Genomic DNA, 18,535 nt, shown 5'->3' on the forward strand with positions numbered 1-18,535 from the left:
CGGAGCGTCGAGCGCAGGCCCGTCGGGTCGGCCCACCCTCCGAAAACCTGACATTATCCCCGTCCCCTTGTCATGGGGTTAGGCGACGAGGCCGGAGGATTCTACTTTCTCCACGTACCAGTGCATGAACTTGGAAAGGGGGCGGCGCAGCACCAGACCCAGAATGGCGGCGGGAATCAGGAACAGCGCCAGCATCCCCATCGAGTACCAGAAATCCATGCCGGTGGTGCCCATCATGGCGGCCCGCATGGCGTTCACCACGTGAGTGGCCGGCAGCCAGGGGCTCAGCACCTGCACGAAGCCGGGCAGAATCTGCAGCGGGAACGAGCCGCCGCAGCCGGTAACCTGCACGATGAGCAGCAGCACAGCGATGGCCTTGCCCAGGTTAGCGAAGGTGGCCACCAGCGAATAGATGATGGCCGTGAACACCAGTCCCGCGCCCCAGAACACCAGCATCAGCAACAGCGGATGCACATGCTGCACGTCCAGGAAGAAGATGTTGCCCAGCCCCATCACCGTCGTTTGGGCCAGCGACAGCATGGCCACGGTGCAGAAGCGCCCCAGGAACAGCTGGCGCGGCTTGGGATTCGTAAGCCCTTCCTCTTGGCTGCGCGACAGGGCCGGCTTCACGGTTACCAGCAACAGAAGCGAGCCGATGAACAGGCCCAACGTGGTGTAGAAGGGGGCCATGGCGGAACCGAAGTTCTCCACCGGGTACAAGGCTTGGCGGTCGATGGAAACCGGAGCGGCCAGTGCCTGGGCCAGGGTTTTAGCATCACCGCCCAGGATTTTCTGCAGCTGCTCCATGTCACCGGAAGCCAGGGCGCTGTCCACCTGGTCGGCCAGCTGGGCCAGCTCGCCGGCGGTGGTTTCCAGCTTGGCGCAGGCGGCCTCGATGCTCTCGGCGGCATCGGCCATGGTGGATTTGGCGGAATCGGCCGAAGCCGACAGCTCGTCCACCGCAGCGGCCAAGCGGCCGTCTTCCGTTTGCAACCGTTCCACCGCGGCGGCCGTTTGATCGGCCAGCGTTTGCAGCTGCGGCTTCATGTTCTGCTCGTAGTCGTCCTTCGCCTGGGCCAGCGAGCTTTTGGCGTCGGCAATCTGCCCCTTCACCTGGTCGCGGGAAGCGTTCACGTTGGTGGCATCCGTTTTCAGCTGGTCACCGGCGGAGGAAAGCCCCTCCCCTGCAGCGGCCATCTGGTCGGCGGCGTTGTTCATGGCGGCCACCGCGGCGTCCAGGGCGGGGCGCTGCTCCTCCGGCAGCTGGTCGCGGAACCCGCCCAGCTGCGTGGCCAAGTCGCGGTAGCGGGCAGAAGCGTCTCCCACATGCCCCGCGAGGGTTTTCAGGTCATCGCCGCCCGCGTCCACATCGTTTACCGCCGCATCGAAGGCAGCATCGGCAGCTGCCGCCACCGCGTCCATGTCGTTCGCCGTGCTTTCCATGGCCCCGGACAAATTGCCCGCGGCGCCCTTCAGCACGTCCACCATGTTGGAGGCCGACGACACCGACTTGTCGATGGGCCCCTTCGCCTCGGCCACGGCCCCTTGGGCATGGGTGAGCAGGTCCACCGAGCCGGCAACGATGCCTTGGGCGCTATCCACCAGCCCGCTGTACAGGGCCAGCACCTCTTTGGTACGGGTAAGGCCGCTGCCCACTTCGCGCACCCGCTGCGAAATGCGCCCCAGGTCGCCTTGCACGTCGTTTTCATCGGCGTATTGGGAAATGGACTGGGCCACCCCCAGCGCCACCTCGGCCATGGTTTCGGCAAACACCTCGTTCACCTGGTACGACACCGTATCGGCCCCTTGGTCGGTGATCTTGGGCGCCACCGCCGACTTCTTCTCGTTCGAGTAATAGATAATCTGGGCGTGCTTCATATTGTCGGAATAGAAGGTGAGCATGTCGCGGCTGAAGCTTTCGGGGATTACCACAGCGGCATAGTAATGGCCCGATTTCGCCCCCTCCACCGCGTCTTCCTCGCTAGTGAACACCCAGTGTATCTGGTCGTTGGCCCGCAACGCCGACACCACCTTATCGCCAATGTTCATGTCGATGGGCACGATATCGCTCTTGTAGCCCTCATCGCAGTTGGCCACCGCCACCATCAGGTTGCCGGTGTTGTCAAAGGCGTTCCAGCAGGCAATCACGTTGTACCACGAAAAAATCGAGGGGATGAGGACGAGCCCCAGCGTGATGATGATGCACACGGTATTGGAGAACAGCCGCTTCATGTCGGCCACGAAAATGCGCCAGATGTTACGCATGGCGGCCTCCTTCCGGCCCGCGGGCCCCTTCCCCGTCCGGCGCCCCAGCGCCTTCGGCCCCATCTGGCGCCCCGGCGCCTTCCGCGCTTTCCGGCGCGTCGTACGCAGCAACGCTCACGGCCCCGTTCGCTACCGGCACCGCCACCCCCGCGCCACCGGCCGCCGGCGCGGTGCCCACCGGCTCCATCTGGTTGCGATGGGCGTACAGGCCGATGATGCTGGCATCGCTCATGGAATCCAGCCGCAGTTGCCGTTCCAGGCTGTAGCGCAGGCTTTCCAGCACCACCAAGAACACGAACTCGATGCACACCCAGGCCAGCCAAAGCGTGAGCAGCACCACTTTCTCCAGCGGCGAAACGGCGAAAACCACCGCCAGCGCCACCGGCACCACCACCCCTAGCACAATGGAGCCGCGGATGAGCTTGGGGTACCAGCGGTTAAAGCGTTGGATGCGTTGCAGCAGCTCATCGCGGTACACTTCCTTGTCGGCCAAAGCCCGCACCAGCTGCGACATGCGGTACCGGCGGCCGGGGATGGTGACGTTCTCGCCGTTGAAGATGCCGCCTTCCCGCACCTGACGTGCCACCATGCGGTTCACATTGGCCAAAAACGGGCGCACCAGCAGGCCCAACGCCATGAACAGGGCGAAGAACAGCACCAGCATCCCCAGCATCTGCAGGTACTGGGTGCCATAGAAGCCGCAGATGGCCTCGCGCATGGCGTTGATGCCGTAAGTGAAGGGCAGAAACGGGTAAACCGCCTGGAAGAAGGCGGAAGTCATCTCCACCGGGTAAATGCCGGTGCCGCCGGGGATTTGGGCGAACACCAAAATGACGCAAATGCCCTTGCCGATGTGCTGCAGGGTAACCGACAGGGCGTAAATGATAGACAGGTACGCCAGCGCCGTGACCGCGGCGGCCACGAACAGCGCCGGCGCGCTAACGGTTTCCACCCCTATCACCAAAATGCCGGCGATGCAGATGACCGCCTGCAGCGTAACCATGATGGCCAGCAGCAGGAATCGGCCCAGGTAACGCTGGCCCAGCGTGAGGTTTTTGATGCCGGCACTGTCCACATCCTGCTTCAGCACCACCATCAGCATGAAGGCGCCAATCCAGAAGGTGAGGTTCAAAAACAGCGGCGCCATGGCCGAGCCGTAGGCGTTCAGCGGATACAGCTCCTCGGTTTTCAGCTGGGTGGGCGAGCCCATGAAGTCGGCGATTTGGGCGGCGTCCACCCCGTCTTCGCCGAACAGCTTCACCAAGATGTTGGAGCTCAAGATGGCGGAAACGTCATCGCGGGCGCTGGTGAGGGTGGTTTGCAAATCCCCCAGCAGGCCGTCGGTTTGCTGAATAGCCTCCTTGAACGAGCCCAGCGTGGAATCCAGCTGGTCCAGCAGCAGCGTGGTTTGGTCGATGAGCGACGTTTGGCTGATCACCGTGGAAGAAAGCGAGGCGGCGGCCCCCGACAGAGTGGCCAAGTTGCCGGAGAGCTGGGGCAAGGTGGTGCCGAACAGGCCCGTGGACAGGTCGGACGCGCTGGCAGTGGCCCCCTGGGCGGCGGTGTCCAGCTTCTCCACCGCAACGGAAAGGGCATCGGCGGTGGCGTTGGCGTCCCCTTGGGCCACCTGCAGGGCCTTCAGCAAATCGTCAGTGGCGCTCACCTGCCGTTGCAGCTGCTCCACCGCCTGCCGCAACGGTTCCTTGGCCGGCGAGCTGTCCGGCAACCCGTCCAGTTGCCCCTGCAGCGTTTCTACCAGGGCCTTGTTCTGCTGGTTGATCTGGTCCACCCGCGACGCCACCTCGGCCATGGCGCCGCGGGCGTTGCCCAGCGCCTCGGCAGCGGCTGCCATGGCGGCGTTGGTGTCGGCGGAGGCCTTCCCCGCGTTGGTGATGGCCTGGCTGACCAGCGGCATGGCCTTGCCGGAGAACAGCTGCACCTGTTGCTGCAGCTGGTCGGTCAGCGACGCCACCGCCCCCAGCGCCTCGGCGGCCCCGCCGGCTTCGGTGCGCGCCTCCTCCAGCGAGCCGCGCGCATCAGCGGTTTTGCCCATGGCCTTGTCGGCGCTCTCGGTCAGTTTCCCCAGCGTAGATCGGGTTTCCTCCAGCGATGTGAGAACAGCGGACATCTTGCCGGAAGCCTCGTCCTTCGATTCCTCGATTTGGGTTTGCGACTGCGAAAGGAAGCTGTCCAGCGCCTCGGTGGCCACGTCGCTTACCGTGGAGACGAAGGTGGAGTTGATGGTGCGGTCCAGCGTACTGGCGCCGGTGTCGGTTATTTTGAGGGCCACCGGCCCCGCCTTCTCGTTCACGTAATAGGTGATCTGCGGCGCTTCGAAATGGCCGGTGGTGAGGGTGAGCAGATGCTCGGTGAAATCGGAGGGAATCACGAAAAAGGCATAGGCCTCGCCGCGTTCCACCTGGGCGTAGGCGTCGTCGTAGTTGGTGAACACCCAATCTAGCTGGTGGTTCTCTTCCAGCTTCTCCACAATCATGTCGCCCACGTGCATCTCGCCCGTAAGCTCGCTGCTGCCGCCGGCGTCTTCGTTCACCACGCACACCTTCAGGTGGCCGGTGTTTTCGTAAGGGTTCCAGAAGGCCACCACGTTGTACCAGGTGTAAGCGGAGGGCAGCACCAGAAGGGCGAACACCACCACCAAAGCGGCGGGCGTTTTCACCAGGCGCATAACGTCGCGCCCCAGCACTCGGAAAACGTTGCCCATAAAAGCCCAAACCCTTTCTCGCCCGCTGGCCCTCGTACCCGGCTCTTTAAAGGCCCTATTATGGCAGTAATTTGGTGAGGGTTTTACTGAAGACAGCAGTTTGTCAACAACTGTCCAATAAATATGGATTTGTGCAGCCGACATTACTGGCCCGGCGGCGTCCGCGCGCCGCCCGCCCGCAGTAGCGGCTTCCTCCTTTACTTTATCGCAGTAGAGCGTTATAGTGACGGCGCCTTTCTAGCACCGCCCGCGCCAACCCAAGGAGTCACCATGAGCGCACCCCTCGACAACAACACCCCCACCGCCGCTCCCGCTTCCCTGCGGCGCCAATTCGGCCTGAGAGAAGCCATCACCATCACCGTGGGCACCGTCATCGGCGTGGGGCTATTCACCACCGGCGGCAACATCGTGGGGCTCATGGGGCCCTCGGTCATCGTGGCCACCCTGGTGGCCATGCTGGTTTCCATCTACCCGGCCCTGCTTTACGCCGAAATGGGGGCGGCCCTCCCCTACGCCGGCGGCACCTACCAGTACGCGGGCCTGGGGCTGGGGCGCCCCTTGGGAATGCTGGCCGGCTGGAACTTCATCATCTCGCTGGTGGCGGTAACCGGCGGCGAAGCGCTGGCGTTCGCCTACTACTTCAAAACGGTGTTCCTGGCCATGGGCGTCACCCTGCCCATCCCCGATGTGGCACTGGCCTGCATTGCGCTTCTCATCTTCATCGTCACCAACGTGAGCGGCGTGAAGACCACCGGGCGCCTGCAAAATGGCTTCATGTTCTTCTTCTGGGGCGTGGCCCTCATCTGGTTCTTCACCATGATTCCCAACGTCAACCTGCCGGTGTTCGTCACGGCGCCGGGATTCCTGGGCTCCATGGACAGCTTCGGCTTCATCGCCGCCGTGGCCATGATCTGGTGGTGCTTCGCCGGCTTTGAAACCTGCTGCGGCATGGGCGAGGAGATTCGCTTTCCATCTATCAACATCCCTCGCGCCCTGAAACTCTCCCCCTTCATCATCTTTGCCGTGAACGGGGCCTTCCAATGGTTCCTGGTAGGCATCACCCCCGTTGACGCCATTCCCACCCTGGCCGATGCCAGCGCCCCCTACGCCGAGGCCATGATGTCGGCGGGCATCCTGGGGCTGCCTCTTTTGCTGCTGGCGCTGGGGGTGGCTTTCGGCGGCGACTTCTCCACGCTGAACGCCTCCATCGCCGTGCCGCCCCGCTACCTGTTCACCATGGCTCGTGACGGAGCCATGCCGCGGGTGTTTGCGAAGGTGCACCCCAAGTACCGCACCCCCTACGTAGCCATTATTGCGCTGGGAGCGCTGTCCATTCTGCTGGTGGCCACCTCAACGCTGGACTTCATCGCGTCGCTTTCGCTGTTTGCCGACTTGTTCTACTACATCATCGGCATCGCGGCCGCTTGGGGGCTGCGCCGCCGCATGCCGCAGCTGAGGCGCCCCTTCAAAGTGCCGGCCGTGGCGGTGGGCGTACCGGTTTCTATCGTCATCTACATGGTGATGATGAGCCAGCTGGGCACAGAGGCCCTGGTGGCGGGCGCCCTGTGGTGCGCACTGGGACTGGTGATTTTCTGCGTCTGCCAAAACCGCTACGGAAAGCCGGCGCCGCAGTCGGCCGCAGAAGCGCTGCCCGGCGCCGATGAGGTGCCCAGCGCTGACGAGCAGCGGAAGATGGACCGCGAATACCTCATCTGGAAGGTAGTGGTGGCCTCCGCCGTTACCATCGTGGCCCTCATGTACCTCGTGCCCATGGTGCTGTAGAGCCGCTTATTCGCCCTTACAAGGGGCACGCACCTCAATCTCTGGGCTTTTCACGCCATCAGCCAACCCGGCCTTCCGCCGGGTTGATGCGCCCCCGATATTCAATTTCGTGTACAGCTTGTACACGAAATTGGAACTTAGCCCCCAAGCCCGCCTGGCATGCTCCCGGAATTGCCACATCCTCGTTTTTGTGACAGCCAGTGTCACGTTTTTGAGGATGTGGCAATTCCGGACCCCTGTTTTTGCCATATCCTCGTATTTGGTGCCGGATTCTGCAGAAAACGAGAGGATGTGGCATTTTTCCCCTTGATTTTTTGCCATATCCTCGGATCTCTGACAACAGTCGTCAAAAAAACGAGGATATGGCAAAAATGGCGCAAGCGCAGGCGGGCGCGGGGCGGGCGCAACCGCGACACGGACAGCGCGGGCGGGGCGATGACACAGCCGGGCGCGGGCCCACGAGCCCGACACCGACAAAGGCGCTGCTAGTCTATCCAGGCTTCCACCAGGTTAATCAGTTCTTGCTGGGTGTGCACATCTAGCTTGGCATAAATATTGCGAAGGTGAGTTTTAGCCGTTGAGGGAGTTATCACCAGCGTTTCGGCGATAGTGGCGGCCGTGCGGCCACGGGCCAGCGGCAACAGGATTTCCGACTCGCGCGCCGTAAGGCCGTACTCTGCCGCCACTCGATTACAGGCGGTGCGCAACCGGTTCATGCGGGCATGCTCCGGCGCTGCGACAACATTGGCCACAGGAACACCCAACTCACCGGCCTCAGCTCCGGCAGCGTCTAGCGCGCCGGTGTCGGCCCTGCGGCCTTCGGCTCCGACCCCTTCTGTCCCAGCATTCTCAGACCCGAAATCCTCGCCCGTGACCCCAGCGGCATCGACCCCGTAGCTCCCGGCCTCAGCTCCGGCACCTTTGCCCCCGGCCCCAGCGCCCTCCGGCCCACTGCCACCGCGTGCGCCACCGCCCCGCACCGCTTCCGCCGGCTCGCCCGGGGCGGCCCCATGGCGGCTATCCCCCAGAAACGCAGTGGCCGCCGTGCACACGAACAAAACCCCCAAGGGCAGCACCGCCCCCACCATGAACAGGCCACCCTCAGGATTGCCGATAAAACACTGACTGAGTCCCTTGCCCACCTCGAATGACAAGCACGTGAGCCACCAGGGCCACAGATACCGGCTTTTCTCCATCACCAAATACGGCGACAGCATGATGAGCACCATGACCAGCTTCTGAGTGATATTCAGAAACACCAGGTAGCTGAATACCCACAGGCCCTCGGAAAACGAAGAGAGCCACAGGGAAATGAGCACGGTGCCCAAAAGCAGCAGCTTCAGCAGCTCAAGGCAACGGCGGTTCCACAAATAACGGACGAACACCAGCGCCGCCACCCCGGCCACCGCCGTGCCCGTGGCGGCGCCCATCTGCACCAAAAGCGACATGGTGCCATTGTCTTGCAGCAGCACCCACAAGCTGTGCACCTGGCCGAACAGCACCGCGAAGCACACCATGGAAATCATGAGGGTGATCAGGAAGAACAGGCGGCCCCCGCGTTCGCGATCGGGCGGCACGATAAGCGAGTAGTCGGGAAAGGCCACGCCCGTTACCTGATTGTCGTAGGGAATGCCCTCTTCGGCAAAGCGGTTGCCATTGGCCTGGGCAGAGGTGGTGTCGGTGGGGTACAGGCACCGCGCCCGGGCGTTTTCGCGAAAAAAGGCCAGCAAGCCCGCCGAGATAACCGGCATCACCGCCACCAGCATCATGGCGGCATCCGGCTTTAAAAACGCCGTCAAGCAGTTGAGCAGCGCCAGTACCAGCAAGCTGAAGCCGCATACGTTGCACACCGCCGCCGCGCCGAAGGCGAACAGCTCCACCATCCAAAAGTACATGAACAATACCGGCAGGATATCCAGCGCACAGCGGCATACTATTTCCAGCCATGCCGGAGCTCCCACTTCGCTCTGGCCCATGCTCATCACCAAAAGCAGCGAATAAACCGCGCCGGCCACCACGATAAACGCCACCGGCAGCCGCAACGCCCCCTTCAGGCGCTTGTAGGCCAATGCCACCAGAGTCAAAACAACGAGAGACACCACCGCGCCGATGAGGCTGGTAGACGAGAGCAAGTCGCCCACCCGAAACACTGAGGAGAGCCGGAAGCCCTCCATGGCCAAAAGGGTGCAGGCGAAGCCAACCGTCGCGACCGGAATGCCCGGCATCAAGTTGAAGCGTCGGCCAGTGCGGCGCGCCCGCGGCGCGCCCGCGGCGCGAGCCGCAAACGCTTGCCCGGCGCACACGTCCTCCCTCGCGGCCCCCTCGGCAGCAACGCGCGGCAGCGAACCGTCCTTCCGCTCAGCCAATCCTTCGCCCCCTTAGAATTCTGTGCTGGCTGCTCATTATAAAGCAGCCGGCCGGCTCGTCACCGCACCGCGGCCCCCAAACCGCCCCCTCCCCCAAAGATACCACTCTGGGTAGTAGGCCCCTTCCCCTGCTCCGGCGGCTCTCCCCATGCGCTACCACCGTAAGTTCCCATCCTGAGTGGGTGTCGCCCTCTCCCGAGAAACCGCACCATGAAAAGCGCTTGAGCCGCTTATGTCGAAAGCTGCAGGCGATCCCCATGGTTGGGAGGCGCCCCCCTTCGGCAAGTGTTTGAGGGAAGCACATCGGCAAAGCGGGGGAAACCTTTGAGAAGAGGAGGAAAGTATGCTTAATTCAAGCGAAAGCATGCAGGCAACCGCAACGGGAGGGCTGGCCCACAAGCTGGACATATCGCGCCGCAGCTTCGTGAAGTTGGCCGCTGCCACCGCCGCTGCCACCGCCGCAAGCGCCGCCTTCGTGCCCCAAGCACTGGCGGAAGACCACAATTCCGGCTCGCTTCCGGAAGCAGGGGTGCAGCGCATCCGCACCATGTGCCGTGGCTGCGGCAAGATGGAATGCGGCGTGTGGGTGACTGTGGAAAATGGCCGCGCCGTGAAAATCGAAGGCGACGAAAGCTCGTTCGCCTCTTCGGGCAACAGCTGCTCGAAGAGCCAGGCGTCGCTGCAGGCCTGCTACCACCCCGACCGCTTGGCCTATCCGCTGAAACGCACCAACCCCAAAGGCGACGACGATCCCGGTTGGGTGCGCATCAGCTGGGACGAAGCACTGAAAACCGCTGGTGAGAAGTTCTTGGAAATCGAAGCTCAGCGCGGCCCCAACTCCATGTTCTCCATGTGCGGCACTTCCCGCATTTACTGCATGTCCTCGGCACTGGCCGCTCAGGCTATCCTGAACACCGCCAACACCCACCAGGCCTACCAGATTTGCAAGGGCCCGCGCCACGTGGCCACCGGTATGGTGTCTGCTCGCGCCTACAGCTGGATGGCTACCGTCGACCGTCCGAAGGTGTATGTGCAGTGGGGCGGTGCTTCCGAGCTGTCCAACTACGACGACTCCTGCCGCACCACGGTGGATGCCGCCACCAAGGCCGATCACCACATCCTGGTGGACCCGCGCATGACCAACATGGGCAAGGAGGCCGACATCTGGAATCCGCTGCGCCCCGGCACCGACGGCGCCATCGGCCTGGGCTGGCTGAACGTGATCATCAACAACGATTTGTACAACGACTTGTGGGTCAAGCGCTGGACCAACGCTCCCTTCTTGGTGTGCTACGACATCGAGCCTTCCGGCTGGAAGCAGGGCGGCATGGGCGGCAGCGAGGAAATCAAGACCCGCCTGCTGAAAGAGTCCGACGTGACCGAAGGCGGCAGCCCCAAGAAATTCATCGTGTTCGACCAGCTGGGCAACAAGTTCACCTACTTCGACGCCGAGACCGGCTACTGGGAAGGCGAGACTCCCTGGGAAATCACCGGCAAAGAGGCCGCTCAGGAAAACCTCATTCCCGGCATGACCCAAGGTTTCGTACCGGACATGTCTCCCTTCAACCCGGAAATCGATCCGCAAATTTGGGGTGAAGTGGAAGTGACCCTGAAAGACGGCCGCACCTCCACCTGCCCCACCGTCTGGCAAGTGTTCAACGACTACTTGGCAGACTTCACGCCGGAAAAGGTGGAAGAAATCACTTCCGTTCCCGCTGCCGACATCATCGAGGCCGCTACCACCTACGCCACCCCCATCGATCCCACCACCGGCTACGGCAACGGTGGCATCCAGTACATGCTGGCAGTAGAGCATGCCTGCAACTCGGTGCAGAACTCCCGTATCTGCGACCTCATTGTGGGTATCACCAACAACTTCGACACCCCCGGCGGCAACCGCGGCGCCACTTCCGCCACCTTCGGCGAAGAATTTGCCATGATGGGATCCGGCCTGGGCATGGGCGCCCCAGAATTGTGGGACAGTGTGCTGGGCGTAGAGGATATTCCTCTGCTGAAGCACCACAAGATTTGGGCCGACTCCACCGCCGTCTGGGATGCCTGCAACAACGAAGGCTCTCCGTACCCGCTTTATGGCGGCTACTGCCAGTCCGGCGACGTCATGAACATGTCCAACGCTCTTTGGGGCTGGGAAGGCCTGAAAAAGCTGGACTTCTTGTTGGACATCGACCTGTGGCACACCCCCACCTCCCAGCTGGCCGACATCCTGGTGCCGGCGCGCCATTGGCTGGAAGTGGACTGTCCGCGCCGTTCGCAAGGTTCCGGCGGCATGGAAGGCAGCCACTGCAAGTGCGTGGAGCCCTATGCCGAAAGCTGGTTCGACGTGGACATCATCATCCAGCTGTGCAAGGCCATGAACAAGCCTTGGAGCGCCGACCCCGAGAATCCCTGGCCCGACTCCATCTACGAGCTAGACGCCGCCGCTGCCCCCATGGGCTTGACCTGGGAAGAGTGGAAGAAGGAATTCCAGGAGAAAGGCTTCCGCGACTGCAAGAAGGAGTACCCGGAAGATTGGGGCACCTACCGCCGTTACGAGACCGGCCACTGCGCCGGCGGCCGCGGCGTCTTCGTACCCGGCCTGCAAACCCCCACTCGCAAACAGGAAATCTGGTCCACCTGGATTGAGAGCTATCACCCAGACGGGGCCCACACGCTGCCCATGTACAACGAGCCGCCGGAGAGCCCTATTTCCCAGCCCGAACTGGCCAAGGAATACCCGCTGATCATGACCACCGGCCGCCGTATTCCCGTGTACTTCCACAGTGAGCATCGCCAGTTGCCCTGGTGCCGCGAGCAATGGCCGGTACCGCGCGTGGAAATCAACCCGGCAGACGCCGAGGAACTGGGCGTCGATCAGGGCGACTGGGTATGGATCGAAAGCCCGCGAGGCAAAATTCGCCAGGTGGTGGACCTCTACCACGGCATTCGCCCCGGCACCATCAACTGCGAGCACCAGTGGTGGCTGCCGGAATTCAACGGCGCCACCAAGGGCTTCGACCTGGTATCCATCAACTGCCTGGTGAACAAAGACTTGCGCGACCCGCTGTGCGGCTCGTCTTATGCCCGTGCATACCAGGTGAAGGTGTACAAGGCCACCCCCGAGAACAGCCCGTTTGGCAATCCCATCCCCTGCGACGTGGACGGCACGCCCATGATTTCCACCCCAGACGACCCGCGCCTGAAGGCCTGGTTGCCGGGCGGCCAGGGCACTGAGGCCCATCGCGGATACTAGGAGGTAAAGATGACTCAATACGCTATCGCCACTGACCTCAACCAGTGCGTGGGCTGCCTCGCCTGCAGCGTGGCCTGCAAAGTGGTGAACAATGTGCCCGTGGGCAACTACTGGAACAAGATTCTGCGCATCGGCCCCAACCCCAAGGCGGCCGGCGCCACCTTCCCCGATGTGGAAATGTACTTCCTGCCGGTAACCTGCCAGCACTGCGAGAACCCCGCCTGCGTGCAGGTGTGCCCCACCGAGGCCAGCCACAAGCTGGCCGACGGCACGGTGCAGGTGGACAAGGAGAAGTGCATCGGCTGCCAGTTCTGCGCCATGGCCTGCCCCTATGGGGTTCGCTACCTGAACGAAGACGAAAAGGTGGTGGAGAAGTGCACTATGTGCGAGCAGAAGCTGGCCCAAGGGGAACTGCCCCAGTGCGTGGCCCAGTGCGGCGGCCGCGCACGCTTCGTAGGCGATTTGGAGCAGGGCATCGAGAGCTTCGTGGGCCCGGCCCCCGTTGATGTCTCGACAGGCGACAAGAGCTACAGTGGCACCGTGCAAAGTCGCGCCACCTTAGGCGAAGCGGTGAAGCCCTTCGACCAAAGCCAGGTGTACACCCTGCCCGACGTGGGCAACAAGCCCAGTTGCGTCTACATCCTGCGCGACCGGGTGTGGCAGGGCTAAGGGCCCCTTAACCCGCATCGGAAGCGGGCGGGTCTAATCGTCTCGCCCGCCACCCCCGCACCGCCCCGGCTGCCAGACCCCTCCCGGCAGCCGGGGCGTTCTATTGCATCGCAGCGCCTGTCAGACGCGCTCCCTCTGGATGAGATCGATCATTTCCTGCGAAGTGTGCACTCCCAGCTTCTGGTAAATGTGCTGACGATGGGTGGAAACCGTGCTCTTCGATAGGTACAGCTCTTTTTGGATGTAGGGCAGTGTACGCCCCTTCGCAAATAGCACCATCACTTCGCGTTCCCGGTCGGTGAGCCCATAGCGCTGGGCCACGCGACGGCAGCTCTCCTGGAAATGCCCCTGTTGAGAGCGGGGCATGAGTTCCAGCGTCTCTCCTAAGGTGCGTTCGGTGAACATGAAGCTTTCCATCAGCAGCAACAAAACGGCACAGATAAGGGCCGCAGCAAACAGGGTGGGAACCGTCAGCTGCCCCTCCGCCAAAAGCCAGCGCCCCACCAGCATGCCGCACAGGGGCCCCGCCGCCCAGGCACAGCGCACCGTGGCAAATGTGCGCAGGCAACTGGTGAAGAACCGCCGGCAGGTACCGGTGAGCAGCACCCACATCATCATGTTCAGGCACAAAAACGAGGCGTTGTTCACCGCCAGGGGCAGGAAGGTGGATAAGCCCGGGAAGATGAGCGGGGCCGGCAGCAGAAACACCCCCACCAGCAAGAAGAGCACCGTGAGGCGATAGCACACCTGAGGCCCCCAGGAACTTTTGGCGGACGCCAGGGCCAAAGCCAAGCCCATGGAACCCAGCGACACCACCGTTGTCACAACAACCTGCACCAGCGCGTAATCGCCCACCTCCCCGGCGGCAAACGCGCCCATTCGCACGTACAGGGTGCGGGACAGTTCGTAAGCCACGCCCACTACCAGCATGGACAGCGAAAACGCCGCAGTGAGCCGCCGCAACAGTCGCCGCTCATCGGGGTTCTCCGGCATTTGCTGCGGCGGCAGCGGATCGTGCTCTTGCTGCTTCTGAAGCCCCAAGGTGTGTACTCCGTAATATAGAAACACCGCCCCCAACGGAGCCGTAGTGGCGGCGCACACCGTGGCCTCGAACGGAGAGAAGAACAGGTACAGCGAAAAGGCCACCGTGGAAAGCCCATACCCCGTGGCGATGGCCACAATGCTCTCCCGCAACGGCAAAAGACTGAGGGTGACCCCAAAGTACATGAGAAAGAACGCTGACGAAACGCCAGAAAGCACTCCGGAGGCACCGATGGCCACCACCCCCAGTGTGCCCGGAACCCCCGTGGCGTACATGAGGAACGTGCTGGCAGCCAAGGAAGCCGGGATTATTATCCGCATGGGATTCGTACCCAAGATGCCGCGCACCTGCCGATGGAACGCGGCGATAAGCGCTAACGTTGCAGTCGTGGAAACGATGGAAATGAGGTAAACGGCGTCCATAATGGCCTCGCCATTGGCAAAGTTGTGGAATATCCCCAAGCTTTGGAACACCATGAGCACCCACACCAGCGCGCACCCGAACGCCACGCCGATGGACACCACCGGCAACGACAGAAGCTGCCGCATTGCCCGCCAGCGTTGCAGCGCCTCGGCGCTCCCTTTGAACCCAGCCGTCATAACCTCCTCGTTCCTCTGTGGCGTCTGGACCTGCCCGCCGCGCCCCCATCTCATAATGTAACGGAAAAGAGCGGCTATTGCCCTTCCAGTTTATATAGACCGCGTTTTCCCATGTCAAGACCATCGTGTCTTTCGCACGATTTGGAACAATCGGGCATAATGCTTGGTTTTCGGCCTTCGCTGGCGGCATATGTTTTGCTCATCCGCACAGACGAGAGGAGGATGCATGAGCAAATTGACCCTGTCGCGCCGCAGCTTTATGAAGGTGGCCGCCGCCACAACTGCCGCGACTGCTCTTGCAGTGCAAACCCCGGGGCTGGCCCAGGCGCAGCCCCAAACCACCCAAGACACCAGCGGCATCAAACGCATACGGTCGTGCTGCCGCGGCTGCGGAAAGATGGAATGCGGCGTATGGGTGATTGTGGAAAACGGCCGTGCCATCCGCACCGAAGGCGACGAGAGCGCCTTCCAGTCGATGGGCAATCATTGCGGCAAGGGCCAGGCATCGCTGCAGGCCGCCTACCATCCCGATCGGCTGTACCACCCCATGAAGCGCACCAACCCCCGTGGCCAGGACGATCCCGGCTGGGTGCGCATCAGCTGGGACGAAGCCATGGCCACCATTGCCCAGAAACTGCAGGAGTGCATGGACCGCTACGGCGGCGAAACCGTCTTCGGCATGTCGGGCACCTCGCGCATCTGGGGCATGTTCGCCTACGGCGCGCTGGGGCAGCTCACCGGCTCGCCCAACATGGCCATCCCCTGGCAGGTGTGCAAGGGGCCGCGCTTCTTCGCCACCGCCATGCAGTCTATGATGCAGGCTTCTTGGATGGAAACCGTGGCGCGGCCGAAGGTGTACACCTCTTGGGGCACCGGTCCGGAGCTGTCCAATTACGACGACTCCTGCCGCACCGTGGTAGACGTGGCAGAGAAGGCCGACACCCACATCGTGGTGGACCCCCGCATGACCAACTTGGGCAAAGAGGCCGATGCCTGGCTGAACCTGCGGCCCGGCACCGACGGCGCCATGGCCATGGGCTGGCTGAACGTGCTGATCGAGAACGACCTCTACGACGACTTGTTCGCCAAGAAATGGACCAACGGCCCCTTCCTGGTATGCCCGGACATCGACCCCACCGGCTATGAGACCTTCCGCTTCACCTCTGGCAAGTTCGACATGAAAACCCGCCTGCTGAAAGAGTCCGACCTAGTTGAAGGGGGAAGCCCCAGCCGCTTCATGGTTTGGGACAACCTTGCCGGCGCCCTCACCTACTTCGATGCCGACTCCGGCCTTTGGGAAGGGGAAACCTGGGCACCGCCCACCGCCGGCCATGCCGGTATGCAGGAGCATCTGGTGCCGGGCGTTTCCCAAGGCTGGGTGCCCGACCCCACTGGATTCGACCCCAACATCGACCCCGCTCTCTTCGGCGAATTCACGGTAACCCTGAAAGACGGGCGCACTTCCACCGTGCGGCCGGTGTGGGAATACTTCGTCGAGCGCGTGTCCGCCTACACTCCCGAAAAGGTATCCGAGATCACCGGCGTGAAAGCCGAGCTGATTGAGCAAGCGGCCAAGACCCACGCAACCCGCATCGACCCCTCCACCGGCTACGGCAACGGCGGCATCCAGTACCAGCTGGCCATCGAACACAGCTGCAACGCCATCGCCACCGTGCGCGCCCTGGACGCCTACATCGGCCTTACCGGCAACTGGGACGTGCCCGGCGGCCATCGCGGCGGCACGCAGGGCCAGTTCATCTTCAAGGCGGGCCTGGGCGCCGTAGCCCCCGGCATCCCCAATATTTCCGCTGAACAGTTCAATAAGATGGTGGGCATCGACGACTATCCGCTGCTGGGCTGGTGGCAAGGCTGGGCCGACGACGCCTCCATCTGGAAGGCGGTCGAAACCGGCGAGCCCTACCCCCTCAAATTCGGCTGGTGCTCCACGGGCGACTTCATGTGCATGTCCAACTCGCTGCAAAAGTGGCGTGCGTTCCCTCAGGTAGATTTCTTCGTGTGCGAAGACCTGTGGAAAACCCCCACCGCCGGCATGAGCGACATCCTGCTGCCCGCTCAGCACTGGCTGGAAACCAACTGCCCCCGCATGTCCCAAGGGCCTTCGGGCGGCCAAGGCGCCACCGTGCGGGCCATCGAGCCGCCGGCCGACACCCTGCACGACGTTGAAATTGCCACCCGCATCTACAAGGAGATGGGCGTGCAATGGGGCCCGGATGACAATCCCTGGCCCACCTACGAGGAAAACCTGGACATCATGCTGAACGAAGGGCGCCAGGGCGAGCCCACCACCTGGAAGGAATACTGCGAGGAATTCCAGAAGAACGGCTGGTGGGACGCGAAGGTAGTGGCACCAGACACTTGGGGCACCTACCGCCGCTACGAAACCGGCATGATGCCGCTGAAGGCCTTCGGAAACAAGAACGCCCTGGAAGAGTTCGGCAAACCCGGCTTCGGCACCCCCACTCGCAAGATGGAGCTGTGGTCCACCCTGGTTGAAACTTTCATGCCCGAAGACGAGGAAGACCTGCTGGCCACTTACCAGGAACCGCCCCTGTCCCCCACTTCCAACCCGGAGATGTGCGAGAAGTACCCCTTCATCGCCACCAGTGGTCGCCGCATCCCGGTGTACTTCCACAGCGAGCATCGCCAGCTGCCCTGGTGCCGCGAACTGTGGCCGGCGCCGCGTGTGGAAATCAACCCCGCCGATGCCGAAGAGCTGGGCATCGAGCAAGGCGACTGGGTGTGGATTGAGAACGACAACGGCAAGATTCGCCAAACCGCCGATCTGTACCACGGCATCGACAAAGGCGTCATCAACCTGGAGCACCAGTGGTGGTTCCCCGAGCTGGATCAAGCGGACAAGGGCTTCGACCTGTGCGGCTGCAACTGCCTGGTCACCACCGGCAAGGGCTTCCAAGACCGCATTTCCGGCACCAGCTACCTGCGCGCCTACCCGGTGAAGATCTACAAGGCCACCGCCGAGAACAGCCCGTTTGGCAACCCCGTACCCTGCGACCATAACGGCAACCCCATCATCTGCGACGCCTCCGACCCCCGGCTGAAGGAATGGGTGCCCAACTACGAGCTTCACGAGGAGGCGTAAACCATGACCCAGTACGCTATTGCCACCGATCTCAACCGTTGCGTTGGATGCCTCGCCTGCACCGTGGCCTGCAAAGCCGTGAACAACGTGCCCGTGGGCAACTTCTGGAACAAAACGCTGCGCATCGGTCCCAACCCCAAAACCGAAGGCGCCGTCTGGCCCGATGTGGAAATGTACTTCCTCACCGTGCAATGCCAGCATTGCGAGAACCCGGAATGCGTGAATGTGTGCCCCACCGAAGCCAGCCATAAGATGGAAGACGGCACCGTGCAAATCGACAAGAGCAAGTGCATCGGCTGTCAGTTCTGCGTCATGGCCTGCCCCTATGGCGTGCGCTACCTGAACGAAGAAGAAAAGGTGGTGGAGAAGTGCACCCTGTGCCAGCAGCGCATCGCTCAAGGGGAACTGCCCCAGTGCGTGGCCCAGTGCGGCGGCCGCGCCCGCTTCTTTGGCGATTTGGAGCAGGGCATTGAAAGCTTTGAGGCCCCCTGGGTAGTGGACGTCACCGAAGGTGACCCCAGCTACGAAAAGATGCAGGCCACCCGCACCACACTGGGCGAGAACCTGCCGGCCTTCTCCGACGACGAGGTGCACCGCCTGCCCGGCACCGGCAATGGCCCCTCCTTCGTCTACATCCTGCGCGACCGGGCATGGCAGGGCTAAGCGCTGCTTAAACCCGCGATACCAAAAAGGGCGAAGCCACCCGGCTTCGCCCTTTT

At 62.7% G+C, this 18,535-nt stretch carries 10 protein-coding genes; 5 read left to right on the top strand and 5 right to left on the bottom strand.

The window, feature by feature from the left end; translation table 11 throughout:
- Positions 1–78: 78 nt before the first annotated feature.
- Complete coding sequence (locus DMP11_RS02860; RefSeq protein WP_123185057.1) at positions 79–2,265, bottom strand: YhgE/Pip domain-containing protein; 2,187 nt, start codon at positions 2,263–2,265, stop codon at positions 79–81.
- A complete protein-coding gene (locus tag DMP11_RS02865) occupies positions 2,258–4,987 on the bottom strand; it encodes a YhgE/Pip domain-containing protein (protein ID WP_183621504.1) in 2,730 nt (909 codons plus the stop codon). The genes DMP11_RS02860 and DMP11_RS02865 overlap by 8 nt, the downstream gene beginning before the upstream one ends.
- A 270-nt stretch (positions 4,988–5,257) precedes the next feature.
- On the opposite strand from DMP11_RS02865, the gene DMP11_RS02870 reads away from it, so the two are divergent.
- A complete protein-coding gene (locus DMP11_RS02870; RefSeq protein ID WP_123184990.1) occupies positions 5,258–6,769 on the top strand; it encodes an APC family permease in 1,512 nt (503 codons plus the stop codon).
- 6 nt (positions 6,770–6,775) lie between these two features.
- On the opposite strand, the gene DMP11_RS02875 is transcribed toward DMP11_RS02870, so the two are convergent.
- Together DMP11_RS02875 and DMP11_RS10580 are read right to left on the bottom strand one after the other, a co-directional pair.
- Entirely contained in the window at positions 6,776–7,090 is a 315-nt protein-coding gene (locus DMP11_RS02875) for a hypothetical protein (RefSeq protein WP_123184991.1), read from the bottom strand.
- 164 nt (positions 7,091–7,254) lie between these two features.
- Positions 7,255–9,135, bottom strand: a complete 1,881-nt coding sequence (locus DMP11_RS10580) for a helix-turn-helix transcriptional regulator (RefSeq protein ID WP_268935267.1) — start codon at positions 9,133–9,135, stop codon at positions 7,255–7,257.
- Between the two features lie 343 nt (positions 9,136–9,478).
- On the opposite strand from DMP11_RS10580, the gene DMP11_RS02885 reads away from it, so the two are divergent.
- Both DMP11_RS02885 and DMP11_RS02890 read left to right on the top strand, forming a co-directional pair.
- A complete protein-coding gene (locus DMP11_RS02885) occupies positions 9,479–12,385 on the top strand; it encodes a molybdopterin-containing oxidoreductase family protein (protein ID WP_214647091.1) in 2,907 nt (968 codons plus the stop codon).
- A 9-nt stretch (positions 12,386–12,394) separates the two neighbouring features.
- The gene (locus tag DMP11_RS02890; protein ID WP_123184992.1) at positions 12,395–13,054 is read left to right on the top strand and encodes a 4Fe-4S dicluster domain-containing protein; all 660 of its coding nucleotides are present in this window, start codon (positions 12,395–12,397) and stop codon (positions 13,052–13,054) included.
- Positions 13,055–13,174: 120 nt separating this feature from the next.
- Here DMP11_RS02890 and DMP11_RS02895 read toward each other — a convergent pair whose 3' ends face one another.
- Positions 13,175–14,695 carry a LuxR C-terminal-related transcriptional regulator gene (locus DMP11_RS02895; protein ID WP_123184993.1) on the bottom strand — a complete coding sequence of 507 codons (1,521 nt, stop codon included), beginning with the start codon at positions 14,693–14,695 and terminating at the stop codon, positions 13,175–13,177.
- A gap of 226 nt (positions 14,696–14,921) precedes the next feature.
- Here DMP11_RS02895 and DMP11_RS02900 point away from each other — a divergent pair, with 226 nt between their 5' ends.
- Positions 14,922–17,816, top strand: coding sequence for a molybdopterin-containing oxidoreductase family protein (locus DMP11_RS02900; RefSeq protein ID WP_123184994.1), 2,895 nt, complete (start codon positions 14,922–14,924; stop codon positions 17,814–17,816).
- A gap of 3 nt (positions 17,817–17,819) precedes the next feature.
- On the top strand, positions 17,820–18,479 hold the full coding sequence (locus DMP11_RS02905; RefSeq protein ID WP_123184995.1) for a 4Fe-4S dicluster domain-containing protein: 660 nt from the start codon (positions 17,820–17,822) through the stop codon (positions 18,477–18,479).
- The last annotated feature ends 56 nt before the right edge of the window (positions 18,480–18,535 follow it).

The organism is Parvibacter caecicola, from assembly GCF_003725335.1.
Lineage (GTDB): Bacteria > Actinomycetota > Coriobacteriia > Coriobacteriales > Eggerthellaceae > Parvibacter > Parvibacter caecicola.

What these genes read in the sequence shown, in the direction of transcription:
- DMP11_RS02870 (WP_123184990.1), top strand. Translation starts at nt 5,258, where the DNA reads ATGAGCGCACCCCTCGACAACAACACCCCCACCGCCGCTCCCGCTTCC.
- DMP11_RS02900 (WP_123184994.1), top strand. Translation starts at nt 14,922, where the DNA reads ATGAGCAAATTGACCCTGTCGCGCCGCAGCTTTATGAAGGTGGCCGCC.
- DMP11_RS02885 (WP_214647091.1), top strand. Translation starts at nt 9,479, where the DNA reads ATGCTTAATTCAAGCGAAAGCATGCAGGCAACCGCAACGGGAGGGCTG.
- DMP11_RS02875 (WP_123184991.1), bottom strand. Translation starts at nt 7,090, where the DNA reads ATGGCAAAAAATCAAGGGGAAAAATGCCACATCCTCTCGTTTTCTGCA.
- DMP11_RS02890 (WP_123184992.1), top strand. Translation starts at nt 12,395, where the DNA reads ATGACTCAATACGCTATCGCCACTGACCTCAACCAGTGCGTGGGCTGC.
- DMP11_RS02905 (WP_123184995.1), top strand. Translation starts at nt 17,820, where the DNA reads ATGACCCAGTACGCTATTGCCACCGATCTCAACCGTTGCGTTGGATGC.
- DMP11_RS02895 (WP_123184993.1), bottom strand. Translation starts at nt 14,695, where the DNA reads ATGACGGCTGGGTTCAAAGGGAGCGCCGAGGCGCTGCAACGCTGGCGG.
- DMP11_RS02860 (WP_123185057.1), bottom strand. Translation starts at nt 2,265, where the DNA reads ATGCGTAACATCTGGCGCATTTTCGTGGCCGACATGAAGCGGCTGTTC.
- DMP11_RS02865 (WP_183621504.1), bottom strand. Translation starts at nt 4,987, where the DNA reads ATGGGCAACGTTTTCCGAGTGCTGGGGCGCGACGTTATGCGCCTGGTG.